The 19,850-nt window shown below is 39.5% G+C and carries 16 protein-coding genes and 1 other RNA gene; 12 read left to right on the top strand and 5 right to left on the bottom strand.

Annotation, left to right across the window (positions count from 1 at the left end; translation table 11 throughout):
• Positions 1-27: 27 nt before the first annotated feature.
• The gene (gene map / locus EDC44_RS07775; protein ID WP_131977054.1) at positions 28-834 is read right to left on the bottom strand and encodes a type I methionyl aminopeptidase; all 807 of its coding nucleotides are present in this window, start codon (positions 832-834) and stop codon (positions 28-30) included.
• A gap of 138 nt (positions 835-972) precedes the next feature.
• On the opposite strand from map, the gene erpA reads away from it, so the two are divergent.
• The 5 genes from erpA to EDC44_RS07750 all read left to right on the top strand — a co-directional run bounded on the left by erpA (position 973) and on the right by EDC44_RS07750 (position 5,581).
• Positions 973-1,314, top strand: coding sequence for an iron-sulfur cluster insertion protein ErpA (erpA, locus tag EDC44_RS07770; RefSeq protein WP_131977052.1), 342 nt, complete (start codon positions 973-975; stop codon positions 1,312-1,314).
• 111 nt (positions 1,315-1,425) lie between these two features.
• Positions 1,426-1,812 carry a hypothetical protein gene (locus tag EDC44_RS07765; protein WP_131977050.1) on the top strand — a complete coding sequence of 129 codons (387 nt, stop codon included), beginning with the start codon at positions 1,426-1,428 and terminating at the stop codon, positions 1,810-1,812.
• Positions 1,809-3,509, top strand: a complete 1,701-nt coding sequence (locus EDC44_RS07760) for an ABC transporter ATP-binding protein (protein ID WP_131977048.1) — start codon at positions 1,809-1,811, stop codon at positions 3,507-3,509. The genes EDC44_RS07765 and EDC44_RS07760 overlap by 4 nt, the downstream gene beginning before the upstream one ends.
• A gap of 12 nt (positions 3,510-3,521) precedes the next feature.
• Positions 3,522-4,631: a nucleotidyltransferase domain-containing protein gene (locus tag EDC44_RS07755; protein ID WP_131977046.1), complete on the top strand. Its 1,110-nt coding sequence runs from the start codon at positions 3,522-3,524 to the stop codon at positions 4,629-4,631.
• Between the two features lie 23 nt (positions 4,632-4,654).
• The gene (locus tag EDC44_RS07750) at positions 4,655-5,581 is read left to right on the top strand and encodes a glycosyltransferase family 52 (RefSeq protein ID WP_131977044.1); all 927 of its coding nucleotides are present in this window, start codon (positions 4,655-4,657) and stop codon (positions 5,579-5,581) included.
• Positions 5,582-5,639: 58 nt separating this feature from the next.
• Here the strand turns inward: EDC44_RS07750 and EDC44_RS07745 are convergent, their stop codons facing one another.
• The 3 genes from EDC44_RS07745 to EDC44_RS07735 all read right to left on the bottom strand — a co-directional run bounded on the left by EDC44_RS07745 (position 5,640) and on the right by EDC44_RS07735 (position 7,949).
• Positions 5,640-5,909 carry a PqqD family protein gene (locus tag EDC44_RS07745; RefSeq protein WP_131977042.1) on the bottom strand — a complete coding sequence of 90 codons (270 nt, stop codon included), beginning with the start codon at positions 5,907-5,909 and terminating at the stop codon, positions 5,640-5,642.
• A gap of 1 nt (position 5,910) precedes the next feature.
• Complete coding sequence (locus EDC44_RS07740) at positions 5,911-6,660, bottom strand: hypothetical protein (protein ID WP_131977040.1); 750 nt, start codon at positions 6,658-6,660, stop codon at positions 5,911-5,913.
• An 83-nt stretch (positions 6,661-6,743) separates the two neighbouring features.
• On the bottom strand, positions 6,744-7,949 hold the full coding sequence (locus EDC44_RS07735) for a PqqD family protein (RefSeq protein ID WP_131977038.1): 1,206 nt from the start codon (positions 7,947-7,949) through the stop codon (positions 6,744-6,746).
• 1,439 nt (positions 7,950-9,388) lie between these two features.
• Between EDC44_RS07735 and EDC44_RS13320 the strand changes: the two genes are divergently transcribed.
• Both EDC44_RS13320 and mrcB read left to right on the top strand, forming a co-directional pair.
• Complete coding sequence (locus tag EDC44_RS13320) at positions 9,389-9,520, top strand: hypothetical protein (protein WP_279388373.1); 132 nt, start codon at positions 9,389-9,391, stop codon at positions 9,518-9,520.
• Between the two features lie 978 nt (positions 9,521-10,498).
• A complete protein-coding gene (mrcB, locus tag EDC44_RS07730; protein ID WP_131977036.1) occupies positions 10,499-12,871 on the top strand; it encodes a penicillin-binding protein 1B in 2,373 nt (790 codons plus the stop codon).
• Between the two features lie 69 nt (positions 12,872-12,940).
• Here the strand turns inward: mrcB and rnpB are convergent.
• Positions 12,941-13,326: RNase P RNA component class A (gene rnpB, locus EDC44_RS07725), an RNA gene on the bottom strand.
• 95 nt (positions 13,327-13,421) lie between these two features.
• Here rnpB and EDC44_RS07720 point away from each other — a divergent pair.
• The 5 genes from EDC44_RS07720 (at position 13,422) to tdeA (ending at position 19,652) form a co-directional block, all read left to right on the top strand.
• On the top strand, positions 13,422-14,357 hold the full coding sequence (locus EDC44_RS07720) for a KpsF/GutQ family sugar isomerase (RefSeq protein ID WP_131977034.1): 936 nt from the start codon (positions 13,422-13,424) through the stop codon (positions 14,355-14,357).
• Complete coding sequence (locus tag EDC44_RS07715) at positions 14,357-14,905, top strand: KdsC family phosphatase (RefSeq protein ID WP_131977032.1); 549 nt, start codon at positions 14,357-14,359, stop codon at positions 14,903-14,905. The genes EDC44_RS07720 and EDC44_RS07715 overlap by 1 nt, the downstream gene beginning before the upstream one ends.
• Positions 14,906-15,044: 139 nt before the next feature.
• Complete coding sequence (locus EDC44_RS07710) at positions 15,045-16,211, top strand: efflux RND transporter periplasmic adaptor subunit (RefSeq protein ID WP_131977030.1); 1,167 nt, start codon at positions 15,045-15,047, stop codon at positions 16,209-16,211.
• A 15-nt stretch (positions 16,212-16,226) separates the two neighbouring features.
• Positions 16,227-18,161, top strand: coding sequence for a MacB family efflux pump subunit (locus EDC44_RS07705; RefSeq protein ID WP_131977028.1), 1,935 nt, complete (start codon positions 16,227-16,229; stop codon positions 18,159-18,161).
• Between the two features lie 111 nt (positions 18,162-18,272).
• Positions 18,273-19,652, top strand: coding sequence for a toxin/drug exporter TdeA (gene tdeA, locus EDC44_RS07700; protein WP_131977026.1), 1,380 nt, complete (start codon positions 18,273-18,275; stop codon positions 19,650-19,652).
• Positions 19,653-19,850 lie beyond the last annotated feature (198 nt).

The following is a 19,850-nucleotide window of genomic DNA, read 5'->3' as shown; positions in this document are numbered from 1 at the left end:
TCAACCCACCGTTTTTTAGCAAGATAGTTACACATTTACCATAATCCGTGAAATACGGCCTTCCGCAATTTCTTCATCGCGAATCGTCATCACCTCGCAACCGTCTTTGGTAACCACGAGTTGATGTTCAAATTGTGCGGAATGACTGCGATCTTTGGTTTTCACCGTCCAACCGTCATTCATTAAACGCACTTCTTTTTTACCTGCATTGATCATCGGTTCAATAGTAAACACCATACCTTCTTTTAAGATCACACCGCCGTCGTCGGCATAATAATGTAACACTTGAGGTTCACAATGGAACTGCGTTCCGATACCATGCCCGCAATATTCACGTACTACGCTAAAGGTTTGTGCTTCCGTATATTTTTGTACCGCTTTACCGATTTCATTTAAACGAATTCCCGGTTTCACTGTCCGCAAGCCCACATACAAGGCTTCTTGTGCCGCATCTACTAATTTTTGACTGCGGATATTGGTTTTACCGCCCACCACGTACATTTTGGAATTATCGCCGAAATAACCGTCTTTGATTACCGTCACATCAATATTAACAATATCACCTTGTTTCAATACTTTATCAAAGCTTGGAAATCCATGACACACTACTTCGTTAACGGAAATACAAGTTGCATAAGGAAAACCGTGATAATTCAAACAGGCGGGAATCACTTTTTGCTCATTAACCATATACTCGTGACAAATCCGATCCAACTCACCCGTCGTCACACCGGGTTTCACATAGGGTTCAATCATCACTAATATATCTGATGCCAATTTACAGGTCTCCCGTAATTTTACAATTTCTTCTTCTGTTCTTAATGGAATACTCATTACTTTCTCCAGTCCACTCTGTGATAAAAACGTGTTGCTTATAATAGCACTAACTAAATAAGATATTCCACAAAATACTTGAACGCTTTAGTCGGTTGATAGATAATAACGCCAATTTTTTATTATGTGAGAAAAAATATGTCAGATATTACAGTGCCATTGATCTTTACGGATGCAGCGGCAAAAAAAGTGAAATCATTAATCAGTGAAGAAGATAATCAAGCACTTAAATTACGCGTATATATCACCGGCGGCGGTTGTAGCGGTTTCCAATACGGCTTTACGTTTGATGAAAAAGTCAATGACGGCGATTTAACCATTGAAAATTCCGGTGTGCAGTTGGTGGTTGACCCGATGAGTTTGCAATATTTAATCGGCGGCACAGTGGATTACACCGAAGGTTTGGAAGGTTCTCGTTTTATCGTCAATAACCCAAATGCATCAAGCACTTGTGGTTGCGGTTCATCTTTCAGCATCTAATTTTTTAATGTCAAAAAGTACATTGGCGAGGACAAAATTGTGCATAGCTCCCTTATTCGAAAAGAATTAGAAGCGGGTCAATCGATCATTTATTTTACCCAAGGAGTTAGTATGCGTCCGCTCTTGTACGATAAGAACCATCCGAAAGCCACCCAAATTTATCTAGAACCGCTGACGCATCATCAGCTAGCCATCGGTGATATTCCTATTTTCCAAAAACAATCCAATGGTCAGCTAGTCCTACATCGCCTAATTGCTTCAGATGATGATTATTACTACACGCGCGGGGACAATTGTGTGTATGGTGAAAAAGTACCGCGAGAACAGGTTTTTGGCTATGTAACAAAAATTTATCGGAATGGAAAATGGTTTTCAACAGATAGCAAAGCTTACCAAGCTTATGTTCTGGTGTGGCGACACAGCTTTTGGTTTCGTAAACCATTAATGCTTTTTCGCCAGCAACTCTCCAAACTTAAAAGAAAGATCATAGGGAAATGAAAGAGTTACAATACTTGTCTTTTAAAAAAATCTTGACATGGTTATTTTTCACTTTACCTACTTCTCATAAATTGCAGGTAGCCTTACTTTGTACTTTAGAGTTGGTTCTATCTGTTTTATCAGTCGTATTTGTGGTTTATTTTCGCAATATCATTGATGCAGCAGTTTCAAAAGATAGTCAAGTTTTTTGGTTTTCAGCCACGATGCTCCTGATGATTGTACTTATTCAACTCATCCTTCAATCGCTACAACGTTATCAAGAGGAAGCAGCTAAAGCTAATATTGAAAATCACTTTAAGACTTACTTATTGACGACTCTGCTTCAAAGGGATTCCCAATCTATTTCTCAAATCCATACCGGTGAATGGCTAAGTCGCCTTACATCAGATACCGGAATTATTTCACGAGGAGTGGCTACAGTCGTTCCGGGTTTAGTTGGTGTCTTTAGCAGACTCTTTGCCGTTCTACTGACGATGAGCTATATTGATAGCAAATTTTTGTGGTTCATTTTTCCGATGGGGCTGCTTTATATTATGATTGGTCTGGGATTAAAGTTAAAGCTGCGTTATCTGTACCGTAATATTCAAGAAAAAGTTAGCCAACTGCAAGCCTTCTATCAAGATTATTTGAGTAGTCTCTTAATAATTAATGCTTTCTCTATTCAGCAAAGAGTGAATAAACAGTCACAACAGTATTTGGATGAACACAAAAAAGCCAGATTAGAACAGGCTACATTCTCCAATATCAATTTTACAGGTCTCAGTGCCGTTCTACAGTTAGCCTATATATCCACTGCGGTTTACTGTGCCTACGGCATTTACATCGGAACGATGTCTTATGGGACTTTTATAGCGATTACTCGCTTGGTTACCCAAGTTAGTTATCCATTTGCAAATGCAACTGTCTATATTCCGAGTTTTTATTCCATGTTAGTTAGTTGCGAACGCTTAATGGAAGTAGAAGAACTTAAAGTTCTGAAAACAGAGTTGAAGACGCATTCCGAAATTACAAAATTTTATAGAAAGCTTGATGCTATTGTTTTTGAACAAGCAAGTTTTTCTTATACGGATCGAAAACTTTTGGAAAATATTCAATTAGCGATTCAGAAAGGAGATTATATTGCTTTCTTAGGTCCATCCGGCTGTGGAAAAAGCACTCTGACTAAATTGCTTCTCTCCATCTATGAGCTCCAAAAAGGGGGACTTTTCTTACGCCTGACAAATGGGGAAAAAGTAGCCTTAGATTCAAGCTTTCATCGTTTATTTGCCTATGTTCCCCAAGTGAAGCTCCTCATGGTCGGCACAATTCGTCAAGTGATTACTTTTTCAGACAGTTTGACTGCTGAAGATGAAAGTCGTCTTTGGCAGGCACTTGATTTGGTTTGTGCACGCGAGCTGGTTGAGCAACTTCCTCAGGGATTGGATTTTGTTTTAGGGGAACAAGGTTCAGGTTTATCTGAAGGTCAATTGCAGCGCTTGTCAATAGCACGTGCTATCTATTCTCAATCGCCAATTTTGGTACTCGATGAGGCAACCAGTGCTTTAGATGAAAAGACTGAAAAAGCTATTTTAGAAAATATGAAAACTCTGACAGATAAAACGCTTATTATTGTAACCCACAGACCGGCCGCCTTAGAAATATGTAACAAACAACTTCATTTTTCAGACTCCGGAATAACACTGCAATACCAAACATAATTAGGAAAAAATATGTTTTCAAAAACACAAGAAGATATCATCTATTTATTAAGGCATTACCTTCAAAGAAAGCCGATTAGTCATGACATCATAGCAAAGATGAACTTAGAGAATCTTGCTCAGTTTGCTCAATTTCATAGTCTATCTGCTATGGTAGCAATGATTCTAGAAGACTATATTGAACTACCAAAGGCGTTTCAAGAAGCTAAAAATCAAGGTATTCGAAGAGAATTACTGTTTGATCATGAACGTCAAAAAATAACCCAATGGCTAAGCCGTTCAGGAATTTGGTATACGGAATTAAAGGGCATTCTTTTAAAAACATATTATCCCAAACTAGGGATGCGTGAAATGTCCGACAATGATATTCTCTTTGATGAATCCTTTCAAAAAGAAGTTAAGCATTTTTTCACAGAAGAGGGATATAGCTTTACCTATGAAATTAATGTTGATGCTTATATGAAAAAGCCTATTTTTCATTTTGAAATGCATCGAAAATTAATAAATCCACTGGACGGAATAGATAGTGATTATTATGATGATGTCAAATCTCGTCTCCTGCCGGATCAAGATAGGCCCTTTGCTTACCATTTCAGCTTGGAAGATTTTTATCTATATCAAACGCTTCATGATTACAAACATTATTCGCAATCAGGGACCGGTATCCGTAGTTTGGTTGATCTTTTCTTATTTTTAGAGACTGAGTATGACAACTTAGATTGGAGTTATATCAAGAAAGAGTTGTTTAAGCTCAACCTGACTGACTTTGAACAGCAACAACGAAAATTGGCTTTTAAACTATTTGGGGCACAAGCCGTCTCTTTGACTGACTTGACAGATGATGACAGAAACGTCCTTTCCTACATGTTGTCATCCGGTACCTATGGTTTGGCGGAAAATCAGATTATCAATAAGTTAAAACATTCTGATGGCAATCAATGGCTCTATTGGAAAGAGCGCTTCTTTCCCTCGGTAAATACTATGCAATCGCTCTTTCCTACCTTGCAAAAGCATCGTTATCTTTTGCCTCTCTTTTATCTTTATCGCTTTATTCCAACACCCAAAAGATGGCGAAATTTTTCATTAGCAGTAAGTTTACTAAGCCGGAAAAAAGAGAAATAGCGTTAAAATAAAGAGAAGCTACGATGAAAAAATATATTTGTTTTACCAATATGCAAGTTATGATTTCCTTGATGAAAAAACAAAAAGGAGAATCCATAGCGCTCTTTCTCCATTTTAATGTTCGCGGGCATCAAGAATTAGCGGAGCGCATAAAAGCATTTTTCCCTGATATTTGGGTTGAAATTCTAACAAGCAAAATCATTCAGACCAAGCAGTATTTTGATTGGCTTGAAGAAGAGGATCATGTTTATCTCTTTAATGATGCCGATCAGGTTGGTCAGGAATTTCGGGATAGAAAATACCCTTACCATCTAATAGAAGACGGTTTAAATTTTCACTATAATTATGCTCAACTCGCAGGCTTATCAGATGTTGATTCTTCTCTAGAACATTACGGATTCAACCCGGCTTGTTTGGATATTGAAGTTAATGACATTAGTAAGATTAAAGATAACAGCTTCTACGCCCGGTTTTTGGACAAATTTATTGAAGTCCCTCGTAGAGAATTGTTTGATCGTCAGGAAGAAACCCATCTGAAAAAGTTATTTGCTCTTTATCAAGTAGAAGATATTAATCTTGTTTCACCGTCTTATCTGATTTTAACCCAGCCTTTAGCTGACGATTTTTGGTCTACTTTCAAAAAAGAAGATAAAAGTCCGGATTATGCAAAGCAGTACTACTTCTACTTTAAGATGGCTCAAGAAGCAAAAGAGGCAGGTTATCATGTCTACCTCAAGCCGCATCCAAGAGACGATCTTGACTATCATGGAATTCCGGAAATAACGATTTTACCGAGATATACACCGATGGAAATGATTGATTTACGGCTTTCAACTCCGTTTGATGTAGCTGTAACTCTAATGTCTTCTTCTATTGAAGGAATCACAAAGGTTAAAGAAAAACGTGTGATTTATACAGAGCAAAAGAACCGGCTTAAATCACATAATTAAAAACACTGAAAACAGGGGGAACATCTCCCTGTTTTCAGTGTTTTACTCCATATTTATTTTATTCCTCTAATAAACCCAGCGTCGTCAATTCTTGAAGTAATTGTGTCAAATCAGCACTTGCTTCCGTAGGAGTAACATCATATTCTTGACAAAGACTAGTGATTAATTCTTCTTTTGTGGTATCAGCCTGAAGTTTTTCTAAAATGAAATGGGTTGTCGTATTGTAGCGAATCATGCCATTGAACGTTTCTGCCAAGTCTCCTGTTGTAACACCGATATACTCATCGTTACGATCGTGATGTCGTAAGAGCCCTTCTTTTAACTTCATTTTATTTCTCCTTGTTGTTTATTTTGTTGGAATGATTTTTATGTGTCATTTTCTCGTAAATAACATCTACCGCTTCCGTAGAGATCGTACAGGTTAATTGGTAAGTCGGTAGATGGCTTACTTTTTGCAGCAAAGCTAATGTTTTTTTCAGTTGATCAATTGATTGCAGGGGTCTGTAAGTTTGCGTTACCAAGGCATCAAAAGCAACTGTTTCAGATAACCGGATAGCTACGTTTTCTAAGCCTTGGTTTAAAAAACAGATGGCTTCTAATGGTGCGGAGCCATTGTAAGACCTACTATGTTTCCCATCCCAAGGCGTTCCATAGATCAAAATTTGCTTATCTGTGATATGTAACAAGGGCTTATCATCGTTTAAGATACGGGCTCTATCGCCAAAGACTTTCAGCCATAGCTGACTGTGAGTTGATTTCCCCGTTCCACTTGGCGCTGTAAATAAATAGGCTTGACCATCTAATACGATTGCCGACCCATGAATGAGTAGTCGATCATAAGCTGGTAATACTTCGCAGATCAATCGATATAAGGCAATTTGTTCTAAATAGTTTCCTGAAAAATGCCGAGCTTTTTCACCGCCTCTCACTCGCTCAAAGTCAATGTCTTTCTGCTCAACATTGATTTCAAAATCAGGTTCATCATCCGTTAGGTAATCTTTGCAAAATATCCGTGTTGAAGCAAAACGGCAAGTCACCCGGATCACCAGGCCTGCCAAACCAATACAAAATTGTTCCACTGTTTCTTCCTAATCCTTTTAGAGTATTTGTGTCTGAAAATTTCCTTTTGATAAGATATAAATAGCACCCATCATTTTCTGAGCTAGTCAGAGTTGCTTCCACACTCAAATCGGATAATCTTCATCGTATCCAGATATGCGATAAAATCAAATAAATCTTGCTTGGCTTGCCCTTTGTCAATCTCAAAGGTTTGACTATAAGCTTCAATAATTTCTTGTATAGAACCCTTTTCTTGAATCAATGTCCAGAGCAAATAGCTACTGTCGTTGAGTTCAATGTAACCGGGAACTTTTTGCTTTGCCTCATCCAAAGGAATCGCAATATAGGTATCTTTCACCTGATTAGTAATAAAAGTTCCTAGGATTTTAACCTTATCGTAGTCTTGTGGTCTGATATTCACAGCTTGTACCGCCTTTACATAATAAATGGAACCAAGTTTAGAAGAAACGTTATCATGATTAAAAAAGAAAGGGGGAATTCGTGCCCATTTGGCCTTGTTAAAAGCATCTGCATTTTTACTAGTAACTCCGGCATTGTGGAGTATCTTATAACGCTCCCACTGTTCGGCAGAATGAGTCGGCCATGAAAAATCCAATTCAGATGACGTATGAACAGTAATTCCGTATTTAGGTGCCAACCATGCCATGCACCACATGTCTGTCAACCATTTTCCATGCTCCTCTAACCGCTCTTCTTTTTGTAAAAGCGGAATCCGTTCCATGGTGAGCAGAAAATCATAGACGCGTTCGCAATGCACATACATTTCATTAAAAAAGGCTGCTGTGGGCTGAGCAATAAGCCACTGTGCACCGGCCGGACTGTTTTCCGTCCACTTCAATTCCTCATCTGTTACAGATAAAATAGTTTGCAGCCCCTGCAAATAAAGAGGATGCTTAGATCGCAAATAACTTGCTTTCACGTAAGGACTATTCGCCCCATACCAATTTTGAGCATCAACAGGTATCTTATCAAAAGCAATCATTTCCCGAAAAATGATATCTGTGTCAATGTAAAAGAAAACTTCCTTTTCCATCTGGGGATATTGGCTTAAAAACTGATACCAAAGATAAGGGCGAATAGAGGTTAGATAATGTTTCTGAGGTCGATTATCTTCAAAATAGTAATAACTGATTCCGTACTTTTCCTGCAAATAAGGCCCCATGGAACGATCCTTTCCATACAGCAGGAAGATAATGTTATATGACCCGTGTTTTTGAAGATTAGTTAGAAGCACCTCGCTTTCCCAACGATAACGCAGGCTGGCTTGTGTACAGGTGATTATGTACATTTTTTCCTCATTTTCAATAAACCTATTCTTCTATTATATGTATATGTAAAATTTCGCTATTGTATATAAAGACAAGGGCAAATTCAAGGCGTATCAAAGATGTTCTAATATGTCGGATCTGCTAAAAAAGCAGTGTTTTCATGCGTTTGAGGTGTGTATTTTTTTGCAACAATAATACCTTGACAATTCATTTGTTATGTAATAGAGTTTTCAACTCAAGAAAAAGGAAAACCGAAAAAACAAATTTGAATTTAGTAAAAGGAGTTTTTTATGGTAAAAGAATATCAAAAACCTGAATTTAAGACCGTTACCTTTGAAAAAGAAGATGTAATTACAACTTCTGGTGGTACTCTAACACCTCCGCTTCCGTTACCTGAGAAGTAAGGTTATTTTTTCAGGAATTTTTTATTGAAGGCGTATTTTTATACGCCTTTTTTCATATCAACCCGATTGAAATATGATAAAATTCAGCAAAATTCCAGCAAAAATTATGTCAGATACAACCGAAACATGTACTTAATGTGTGTTTTTTGACTGCACGAGTATCCTGGCAATTCATTTTGTTATGTGATAGACTCTAGTCTACGATTAAATTTAAATTAGTGAAAGGAACTTTTATGACAAAAGAATATCAAAAACCTGAGTTTAAGACTGTTACCTTTGAAAAAGAAGATGTAATTACAACTTCTGGCGGCATTGTAACACCTGCACCATCAGGAGGAGATTACTCATAGAAATCGGCACCTTAACCCGTTTGGTTCATTTGTCCAACTTTTGAGATTCAGATTAAAGTGCGGTCATTTTTTTAGAAATTTTTTATTGAAGGCGTATTTTTATACGCCTTTTTTCATATCAATCTAATTGAAATATAATAAAATTCGGCAAAATTCCAGCGAATAATAAAAAATTATGTCAGACTCAACGGAAACACTTATTTGATGTGTATTTTTTGGCTGCACGAGTATCCTGGCAATTCATTTTGTTATGTGATAGACTCTAGCCTGCGATTAAATTTAAATTACTGAAAGGAACTTTTATGACAAAAGAATATCAAAAACCCGAGTTTAAGACTGTTACCTTTGAAAAAGAAGATGTGATTACAACTTCTGGCAGCGTTGTAACACCGGATATTCCAGATGTTAATGTTGATATATAGCAGCTGCTAAAAGCGAAGTACGGTTATTTTTTCAGAAATTTTTTATTGAAGGCGTATTTTTATACGCCTTTTTTCATATCAATCTGATTGAAATATAATAAAGTTTGACAAAATTTCAGCGAATAATAAAAAATTATGTCAGACTCAACGGAAACACTTACTTGATGTGTATTTTTTTGCTGCACTAGTATCTTGACAATTCATTTGCTATGTAATAGAGTTTTCAACTCAAGAAAAAGGAAAACCGAAAAAACGAATTTGAATTTAGTAAAAGGAGTTTTTTATGGTAAAAGAATATCAAAAACCTGAATTTAAGACCGTTACCTTTGAAAAAGAAGATGTAATTACAACTTCTAATAGTTATTGCGGTACAACAAATCCACTTTATGATGGTTGTGATAATACTGATCGGTAGTAGCTGCGAAGTCTGAAGTGCAGTTATTTTTTCAGAAATTTTTTATTAAAGGCGTATTTTTGTACGCCTTTTTTCATATCAATCTGATTGAAATATAATAAAGTTCGGCAAAATTTCAGCAAAAATTATGTCAGACACAACCGAAACATGTACTTAATGTGTGTTTTTTGACTGCACGAGTATCTTGGCAATTCATTTTGTTATGTGATAGACTCTAGTCTACGATTAAATTTAAATCAGTGAAAGGAGCCATTTTATGACAAAAGAATATCAAAAACCTGAGTTTAAGACTGTTACCTTTGAAAAAGAAGATGTAATTACAACTTCTAATGGTGTTGTAACACCTGGGCCATCAGGAGGAGGATCTTACTCATAAAAATCTGCACCTTAACCCGTTTGGTTCATTTGTCCAACTTTTGAGATTCAGATTAAAGTGCGGTTATTTTTCCAGAAATTTTTTATTGAAGGCGTATTTTTGTACGCCTTTTTTCATATCAATCTAATTGAAATATGATAAAATTCGGCAAAATTTCAGCGAATAATAAAAAATTATGTCAGACACAATCGAAACATTGTACTTGATGTGTTTTTTGCTGCACTAGTATCTTGATAACTCATTTGTTATGTGATAGATTCCCCGACTCGGAAAACTGAATAATAAATTATAAATTAGTAAAAGGAGTTATTTTATGACAAAAGAATATCAAAAACCTGAGTTTAAGACTGTTACCTTTGAAAAAGAAGATGTAATTACAACTTCTAGCGGCGTTGTAACACCTGGGCCATCAGAAGAGTACCCATAGAAATCTGCACCTTAACCCGTTTGGTTTATTTGTCCAACTTTTGAGATTTAGATTAAAGTGCGGTTATTTTTCCAGAAATTTTTTATTAAAGGCGTATTTTTGTACGCCTTTTTTCATATCAATCTAATTGAAATATGATAAAATTTGGCAAAATTTCAGCGAATAATAAAAAATTATGTCAGACGCAAGCGAAAATAACAAACAAACCTCACCTGCAAAAAGAACTTTCAAGAAATCCTGTCTTATTTTTATTGCCAAAGCGGGCTTTACCGTGGCTTGCCTGTTGACCGTGTATTTGGCGTATTTGGATTCTAAAATCCGCAACAAAATGGATGGTCAAATTTGGCGTTTACCGGCGGAAGTGTACAGTAAAATAGAATCCATTCGAGTGTCTGACGGTTTAACACAAGCTCAAGTTAAACAATTATTGTGGGAAAACGAATATCGCCAAACGACTATAGTGGCAAATCCCGGCGACTTTAAAGAAGAAGAAAATACTATTGTTTTAATTCGTCGGGCGTTTCCGTTTCCACAACAACCGGAAGCCCAACGCGTATTACGTTTACGCTTCACCGATAACAAACTCAGTGCCATTGAAGATTTAGTGGCCCGTCGCCGCATTGATGATTTCCGTTTAGCCCCAAAACTCATTGCAATGCTACAATCGGAAAATGAAGAACGCCTGGCTATTCCGTTGCAAAATTATCCGCGTTTATTGATTGATGCACTCATTTTAACGGAAGATCGCCGTTTTTACGAACATGGCGGTGTAAGCCCGTTAGGCATAGCTCGTGCGATGTACGCCAACTTTAAAGCAGGCCATACGGTGCAAGGCGGGAGTACGCTTACACAGCAGTTAGTTAAAAATATTTTTCTGACCAACGAACGCTCGCTGACACGCAAAATCAATGAAGCCTTAATGGCAATTTTGTTAGATTGGCGTTACGATAAAAATCGCATTTTAGAAACCTATTTAAACGAAATTTATCTCGGTCAAAACGGTGATACGCAAATTCACGGCTTTGAATTGGCAAGCCAATTTTTCTTTAATCGCCCGATTCGTGAAATCAGCCTGGATCAAATGGCATTGTTAGTGGGGATGGTTAAAGGTCCGTCACTTTATAATCCGTGGCGTAATCCGAATAATGCGTTGGAACGCCGTAATGTAGTGCTGCGTTTGATGTTGGAACATCAAATGATCGACCAGGAACTGTATGATATTCTGAGTAAGCGTCCGTTGGGCGTACAACCTAAAGGTAATATCACCCGCAACTATCCGGCCTTTATCCAAATCGTTCAGGCAGAATTACGTCATCACTTAGGCGAAAATAAAATCGGCAATTTATTAGGTGCTCGGATCTTCACAACACTTGATACCAAACAGCAATATAATGCGGAGCAAGCTGTTATTAAGGCGACCGGTGAATTACAAATTAAAATGAAAAATCCAAGCCTGCAATCTGCAATGGTGATCGCAAATTATCATACCGGTGAAGTGCAGGCAATTGTAGGCGGTACGCAAGTGAACTATGCGGGCTTTAACCGTGCGTTAAAAGCCAATCGCCAAATCGGTTCGTTAGTCAAACCTTCCATTTATTTGACCGCACTTACCGAACCGCAGCGGTTCCGTTTAAATACTGCGATTCAAAATCAGCCGATTACTATCTATATTAAAGGCAGTCCCCCATGGCAGCCACGTAACTATGACCGAAAATACAGCGGTTCGGTTATGTTGATGGATGCACTCGTCCGCTCGCTCAATATTCCGACGGTCAATATCGGTCGTGCGGTCGGTTTAACTAAAGTCATCGAAACACAGCAAGCGATGGGATGGGATAAAGTCAAAATTCCTAAAGTTCCGTCAACATTGTTGGGCTCTTACAGTATTTCTCCTTATGATGTGACCAAACTCTACCAAACCATTGCCAATCAAGGCGGAAAAATTCCGCTTTCTACGATTAATGCGGTGCTTGATCGTCAAGGTAATGTGTTATACGAGCACTCCACCGCCTCGGAACAAGTTGTGCCGGAAGAAGCGGCATTCCAAACCATTTACGCCATGCAGCAAGTGGTGGAACGCGGCACGGCACGCAGTTTGATGAATGATTATGCGAATTTGCGTTTAGCGGGCAAAACCGGCACGACAAATGATGCCCGGGATACTTGGTTCGTAGGCATTGACGGTGAAAATGTGGTGACCACATGGTTGGGACGTGATGATAACGGCGAAACCGGTTTAACCGGTGCCTCCGGAGCATTACGGGTCTATAAAGATTATCTTTCCCGCTCCAATGTTCAAACATTGAAGCCCCAAAAACCGGATGACATAAAATGGGTGGGAATTACCGCCCATGGCAGCTGGGATTGCGATAGCCGACGTACTATTCCGGTATGGGCGGATAAAAACCAATCATTCTGCCAATTAAAGCCGAAAGAGATTATTACCGACGCTGCAACAAGTTCAGAATCGACAGTGCCTGCAAGCACAATTCAAGCCCGACCGGCAAATACGCCGGCACCAATTGAAGATGCAGCCCCGACAAATTAAAACCCGCTAAAAAATAACCGCACTTTATATACCCCAGCGGGCTAAAAGTGCGGTCATTTTTCGGAAAATTTGGTGAGTTGATCGATAAGCCGAGTTCTGTCGTTGGACAATCATTCATCTAGGCGTTAATTCACACTAACGCTCAAGCAACCTACCCGAACCCTCGACGGGCAGCCGATTGGGTTCCTATTTGGTCTTGCTACGAGTGGAGTTTACCTTGCCGTGCCGTGTTACCACGTACGCGGTGCGCTCTTACCGCACCCTTTCACCCTTACCTGCTCTTACGAACATCGGCGGTTTGCTCTCTGTTGCACTGGTCGTGGAGTCGCCTCCCCCAGGTGTTACCTGGCACTCTGCCCTGTGTAGCCCGGACTTTCCTCCCGTTTACTTGTCCCGCTAGATTGCCTTGCGGCGGTTAAGGGCTTCAATAAACCGGCGATTGCCTGATCAACTCGGCGCGCAGTATAACCGAATTTCACGCAATAATATAGAGTAAATCGGAAACTTGAGTTAAAATAATCGCACTTTACAGCTAAAAAGAGATCAATTTATGGATTATTTACAAATTGCCCGCGATACTCTTGCGGTGGAACAAAAAGCCATTGACCGTTTAAGCGAACATTTAGATCAACAATTCTCCGATGTAGTGAAATTGATCCTAGCCTGCGAAGGCCGTTTGGTGATCGGCGGAATTGGTAAATCCGGTTTAATCGGTAAAAAAATGGTCGCCACTTTTGCCTCCACCGGCACGCCGAGCTTTTTCCTTCACCCGACCGAAGCCTTCCACGGCGATTTAGGTATGTTAAAACCTATTGATATTGTGATGCTGATTTCATACAGCGGTGAAACCGACGATGTCAATAAGCTGATTCCGAGCCTGAAAAATTTCGGTAATAAAATCATTGCTCTCACAGCCAATAAAAATTCCACTCTGGCGAAACACGCCGATTTTGTGTTGGATATCAGTGTGGAAAGAGAAGTTTGCCCGAATAATCTGGCACCAACCACATCGGCATTAATCACCTTGGCACTCAGCGATGCACTCGCCGTAGCGTTAATTACCGCCCGCAATTTTCAACCGGAAGACTTTGCAAAATATCATCCGGGCGGCAGTCTTGGTCGTCGTTTGCTTTCTCGCGTGAAAGATCAAATGCAGACCCGTTTGCCGGTGGTAACATTGAACACTTCATTTACCGATTGCTTAACCATTATGAACGAAGGCCGAATGGGTGTGGCGTTAGTGATGGAAAACCATAAACTGCAAGGCATTATTACCGACGGCGATATTCGTCGGGCACTCACCGCCAACGGGGCGGAAACCTTGCAGAAAACCGCTCAGGCGTTGATGACATCATCGCCGAAAACTATCCATCAAGATGAATTCTTAGCCAAAGCGGAAGCCTTTATGAAAGAGCGTAAAATTCATTCTCTTGTGGTGCTAAATGACAACAATGATGTTGTCGGTCTTGTGGAGTTTGCCAGCTAATGTTACTCAGAGAAAAATTAAAAAAAATTAAATTGGTTATCTGCGATGTGGACGGCGTACTCACCAACGGTTTGCTACATTACGATGCCAATGGTGAAGCCATTAAAAGTTTTCACGTGCGCGACGGTTTAGGTTTGCGAATGATGATGGAACAAGGTATTCAAGTGGCGGTACTTTCCGGCCGTTCATCACCGATTCTGCAAAAACGTATTGACGAACTCGGCATTTCTTTGGCTTTTTTAGGTAAATTAGAAAAAGAAAGCGCCTGTTTTGAATTAATGAAACAAGCAGGCGTTACCGCAGAACAAACCGCATTTATCGGCGATGATAGTGTAGATTTGCCTGCCTTTGCGGTGTGTGGTGTGTCCTTTGCCGTGGGTGATGCCATGGATTATGTGAAACAGCAGGCGGATCATGTATTACAACTCAAGGGCGGGCACGGTGCCGTGCGGGAAATGGCGGATATGATTTTAAAATCCCAAGGCAAACTTAATGCTTTAACCACGGCACAAGGATTTCTAAAAACTGTGCAGAATATGGCACAATAATTTTCTCAAAACTGACCGCACTTTTATGAACTTAACCGTATAAAGTGCGGTCACAAATCCGTAAAATTAAGATTCTCTTAATAATTCCCCGTTATAATTCGCGCAATTTTAATCAATTTCTACTTTCTTAGGATACATTATGAATAAAAAAGGTCTTTTAGCCCTAGCATTGGTAGCTGCGATTGTCGCCGGCGGAATCTATTATTTTAAATCGGGCAATGAAAATAAAACCGCTTATCTCACGGAAACCGTACAACGGGGCAACTTATCTAAAACCGTGATTGCCAGCGGCACGGTACGCAGCTATAACTTGGTTGAAGTAGGGGCACAGGTCTCCGGTAAAATCGAAAAACTCCATGTAAAACGCGGACAAGATGTCAAACAAGGCGACTTAATTGCTGAAATTGATTCTAAAACGCAACGCAATACATTAAATACGGCCAAAGCACAGCTCATCTCTTATCAAGCACAATTAAAAGCAAAACAAACCGCACTTGAAGTGGCTCAATCCGCTTATAACCGTTTAAGTAAGCTCTATAAGCAAGGGGCGACTTCCCTTAACGATCTGAATGATGCGAAAAATACCTTATCTGCCGCACAATCGGATATTAAAGTGATTGAAGCCTCAATTCAAAGTGCCGAAATCGAAGTCGCCAATGCGGAAACGAATTTAGGTTATACAAAAATCACTGCACCGATTGACGGCACTATTTTATCCGTGCCGGTATCGGAAGGGCAAACAGTGAACGCCAATCAAACCACGCCGACCATCGTGTATGTGGCCGATTTAACCAAAATGCTGATTAAACCGGAAATCGCAGAAGGTGATGTAACCAAAGTACAAAAAGGAATGCAGGTGAAATTTACCAGCCTATCCGATCCTGATACCGTTTACACCGCTGAAATCGACAGCATCGATCCGGCATTAACAACGCTCACGGATAATGATTATTCCGAAGATGTCACCGATACCAATGCGGTATATTACTACGCCAATGTAGTGGTGGATAATCCCGATAAAAAATTGCGTATCGGCATGACTACTGAAAATACCATTACCATTGCAGACGTACAAGATACTTTATTAGTGCCGACAATGACCTTAAAAAAACAAAACGGCAAAGTGTTTGTAAATGTTTTGGATGATAAAAACCAAGTAGAACAACGAGAAGTCACTATCGGTTTAAACGATGATGTAAACACCCAGATTATTTGTGGCTTAAACGAAGGGGAAAAAGTCATTTCATCGGAAGTAGCCGCAGGTGAAAAAGTGGGTGGTGCCGGTCGTGGGCCAAGAATATTCTAAAGTGCGGTCAAATCTATGAATATTATTGAAATAAAAGAGATTAACAAATATTTCGGCAGTGGCGACAACCGTGTACAAGTGCTGAAAAATATCAATGTCAGCATTAAGAAAGGTGATTTTATCGCCATTATCGGGGCATCCGGTTCCGGTAAATCCACTTTGATGAATATCATTGGCTGTTTAGATACCGCTACCTCCGGCTCTTATAAAATCGGAGAAACGGAAGTCAGCCATCTCAGCTTTGATGAATTATCGGATTTGCGGCAAAAGAAATTCGGTTTTATTTTCCAGCGTTATAACCTGCTTTCAACCCTAAGTGCGGTGGAAAACGTGGTACTTCCGGCAATTTATGCGGGTATGGATCAAAAAAACCGTTTGGAACGAGCCGCTCAATTATTAGAAAAACTCGGATTAGGCGATAAATTAAATAATCGTCCAAATGAATTATCCGGCGGTCAGCAGCAGCGTGTAAGTATCGCCCGTGCCTTGATGAACGGCGGCGATATTATTTTGGCAGACGAACCAACCGGTGCATTGGATTCCAAAAGCGGCGAAGTGGTAATGGAAATTCTGCAGCAACTGCACCAAGAAGGTCATACCATTATTTTGGTCACGCACGATAAAAACGTGGCGGAATTTGCCAATCGTATTATCGAAATCAAGGACGGTGAAATCATTCAAGATCGTCAAAAATCCGACAAAGTAACAGAAAAACCAGAATCGGTGAAAATCAATAAAAGCACGTTCAGCTTTTATAAAGATCAATTTGTGGAATCTTTCCGCATGTCAGTAAAAGCCATTATCGCCCATAAACTGCGTTCTTTGCTCACCATGCTGGGAATTATTATCGGGATCACCTCTGTGGTCAGTGTGGTGGCTCTGGGTAACGGTTCGCAACAAAAAATTCTGGCTGATATCAACTCAATGGGAACCAACACCATGAATATTTATAACGGCACGGGATTCGGCGACCGTCGGGCAGACAGAACCAAAAATCTCACCGTAAACGATTCCGATATTTTAGGCAAACAAAGCTATATTGAAAGCTCGACGCCAAACAATTCCGTCAGCGGTGCTTCTTTGACTTACGGCAATCAGTCTTATACCGCTTCGGTGAGAGGGGCTGGCTTGCAATTCTTTGATGTCAAAGGGATTACGCTCAAAGAAGGGCGTTTATTTAGTGAAAATGATGTGAAACACAGCGAAAATGTGGTGGTGATTGATACCAATACACAAAAAGAAGTGTTCCCAAACAGTTCGCCACTCGGAAAAATTATTATGGTGAATAAAAAGCCGTTACGTATTATCGGTGTTGCCTCGCAAAATAGTATGGGCATGGACAGCGGTTCGTTGAATATTTGGATCCCTTATACCACGGTAATGAACAAAATTTCCGGTGATCGTCATATTGATTCCATTACGGTGAAAATCAGCGATCAAGTCAACAGCCAAGCCGCAGAAAAAGATCTGACTCAGTTGCTGACGGTTCGTCACGGCAAAAAAGACTTTTTCATTATGAATACGGATACGATTAAACAAACCATTGAAGCCACCACTAATACCATGAAATTTCTGATTTCGTCTATTGCAGTGATTTCCTTGATTGTAGGCGGTATCGGGGTGATGAATATTATGTTGGTTTCGGTGACGGAACGTACCAAAGAAATTGGTGTACGTATGGCTATCGGAGCACGGCAATCGAACATTCTGCAACAATTCTTAATTGAAGCCGTGTTGATTTGTTTAATCGGCGGCACAACGGGGATTGTGCTTTCCGTAGGATTCGGCTTGCTATTTAATCTATTTGTAGAGGATTTTACAATGGTCTTTTCCACCTTCTCTATTGTGGCGGCAGTGCTCTGCTCTACTTTAATCGGCGTAGTATTCGGTTATATGCCGGCGAAAAATGCCTCACAATTAAATCCGATTACGGCTCTTTCAAGAGAATAAAAAAGCTGATATACTTCACCCATTGAACGATCGTTTAATAAATTTAAACAGCATCGAATAACAAAAAGTGCGGTGAATTTTACCGCACTTTCAATATTTAAGAGAAACCTTATGAAACTGAAAAAATTAACTTTAGCCCTATTACTTTCAACCGCATTAGCAGGTTGTGCCAATTTAGACAATTCACTTAATCAAGCCAATGCCGATTTCCAACAATATCAGGATATTACCGCACAATACAATATCAACGAAAAATGGTGGGAACTCTACCACGATAATCAATTAAATCACTTAGTACAACAAGCTTTAACTAACAATAAAGATCTTGCTTTAGCGGCAATTTCGGTCAACAGCGCTTTATATAACGCCAATTTATTAGGTGCTGATTTAGTGCCTGCATTTAACGGTTCGACCAGTTCATCAGCCAGTCGCGATACCAGTACAAGCGGCCACGGCCAAGGTTCAACAATCAGCCATAGCGGCTCTTTGACCGTAAGCTATACTCTAGACTTATGGCGTCGTTTAGCCGATGCGGCGAATGCGGGCGAATGGAGATACAAAGCAACACAACAAGATTTGGAATCTACACGCCTTTCCCTAATTAACAGTGTGGTCGTCACTTATTATCAGATTGCTTACTTAAATGATGCCATTGATGCAACAAAAGATACCGTGCGTTATTACAGCGAAATAAACCGCGTAATGCAAAACCGTTTCAGACAGGGTGTGGCTGATGCGGCTGCTTCCGACCAAGCACAACAATCTATTTTAGTTGCACAAAATAATTTAATCAGCTACGAAACTGCACGCAAAACCGCTGAACAAACATTGCGTAATCTATTGAATTTAAAACCGAATGAACCTTTAAATGTACGCTATCCGCATATTTTAAATGTGGAGTTTGCCGGTGTGAATTTAAACGTGCCGGTATCGGCTATTGCTAATCGTCCGGATGTGCGTGGTTATCAATATCGCTTAATGAGTGCATTCAAAGATGCTAAGGCAACTCAAAAAAGCTGGTTCCCGACAATTACTCTGGGCGGCTCGTTAAGTTCATCGGGTAATAAAGTGGATAATGCGTTTAACAGCCCTATCGGTATGGGTTCCGTGGGTATCACTTTACCATTCTTAGATTGGAATCATGTAAAATGGAATGTGAAAATCTCTGAAGCAGCTTATGATACAGCTCGTGTAAACTTTGAGAAATCCATCACTACTTCATTAAATGAAATTGATACCAATTATTTTGCTTATCAACAATCCGTGCGTAATTTCGAGAATTTACGCAAGCAATATACTTACAATCAGCGTGTCAGCAAATATTATGAAAACCGTTACAACGCCGGCGTTTCCGAATTAAGAGAATGGCTAACCGCATTAAATACTGAAAGAACATCACAAATTTCTATTTTAAATGCGAAATACAGTGCGTTATCTAACGAAAATGCGATTTATAGTGCAATGGGCGGATATTATTCACCAAAACGTTAATTCGTTTTTTCAAGATAAAAAAGCAAGGTTCGACCTTGCTTCAGACTACTGACAAACCCACTCCCGCTTTGCTTTTCAAAGCAATTTGATAAAAGAGGGTTTATTTTTTAGTTTTTTCACCTTTCTCTTGATATTCCCTTTCAGATAACCACACAAGCAGTCATTTTCCCTGATTTTTTTGCAAATACTCTAGACGAG

It is taken from the genome of Cricetibacter osteomyelitidis (assembly GCF_004340985.1).
GTDB classification, from domain to species: domain Bacteria; phylum Pseudomonadota; class Gammaproteobacteria; order Enterobacterales; family Pasteurellaceae; genus Cricetibacter; species Cricetibacter osteomyelitidis.
This window is presented reverse-complemented; position numbering and strand designations above follow the sequence as displayed.

Coding starts and splice junctions, on each gene's coding strand:
- map (WP_131977054.1), bottom strand. CDS start 834: ATGAGTATTCCATTAAGAACAGAAGAAGAAATTGTAAAATTACGGGAG.
- erpA (WP_131977052.1), top strand. CDS start 973: ATGTCAGATATTACAGTGCCATTGATCTTTACGGATGCAGCGGCAAAA.
- EDC44_RS07765 (WP_131977050.1), top strand. CDS start 1,426: ATGCGTCCGCTCTTGTACGATAAGAACCATCCGAAAGCCACCCAAATT.
- EDC44_RS07760 (WP_131977048.1), top strand. CDS start 1,809: ATGAAAGAGTTACAATACTTGTCTTTTAAAAAAATCTTGACATGGTTA.
- EDC44_RS07755 (WP_131977046.1), top strand. CDS start 3,522: ATGTTTTCAAAAACACAAGAAGATATCATCTATTTATTAAGGCATTAC.
- EDC44_RS07750 (WP_131977044.1), top strand. CDS start 4,655: ATGAAAAAATATATTTGTTTTACCAATATGCAAGTTATGATTTCCTTG.
- EDC44_RS07745 (WP_131977042.1), bottom strand. CDS start 5,909: ATGAAGTTAAAAGAAGGGCTCTTACGACATCACGATCGTAACGATGAG.
- EDC44_RS07735 (WP_131977038.1), bottom strand. CDS start 7,949: ATGTACATAATCACCTGTACACAAGCCAGCCTGCGTTATCGTTGGGAA.
- EDC44_RS13320 (WP_279388373.1), top strand. CDS start 9,389: ATGGTAAAAGAATATCAAAAACCTGAATTTAAGACCGTTACCTTTGAA.
- mrcB (WP_131977036.1), top strand. CDS start 10,499: ATGTCAGACGCAAGCGAAAATAACAAACAAACCTCACCTGCAAAAAGA.
- EDC44_RS07720 (WP_131977034.1), top strand. CDS start 13,422: ATGGATTATTTACAAATTGCCCGCGATACTCTTGCGGTGGAACAAAAA.
- EDC44_RS07715 (WP_131977032.1), top strand. CDS start 14,357: ATGTTACTCAGAGAAAAATTAAAAAAAATTAAATTGGTTATCTGCGAT.
- EDC44_RS07710 (WP_131977030.1), top strand. CDS start 15,045: ATGAATAAAAAAGGTCTTTTAGCCCTAGCATTGGTAGCTGCGATTGTC.
- EDC44_RS07705 (WP_131977028.1), top strand. CDS start 16,227: ATGAATATTATTGAAATAAAAGAGATTAACAAATATTTCGGCAGTGGC.
- tdeA (WP_131977026.1), top strand. CDS start 18,273: ATGAAACTGAAAAAATTAACTTTAGCCCTATTACTTTCAACCGCATTA.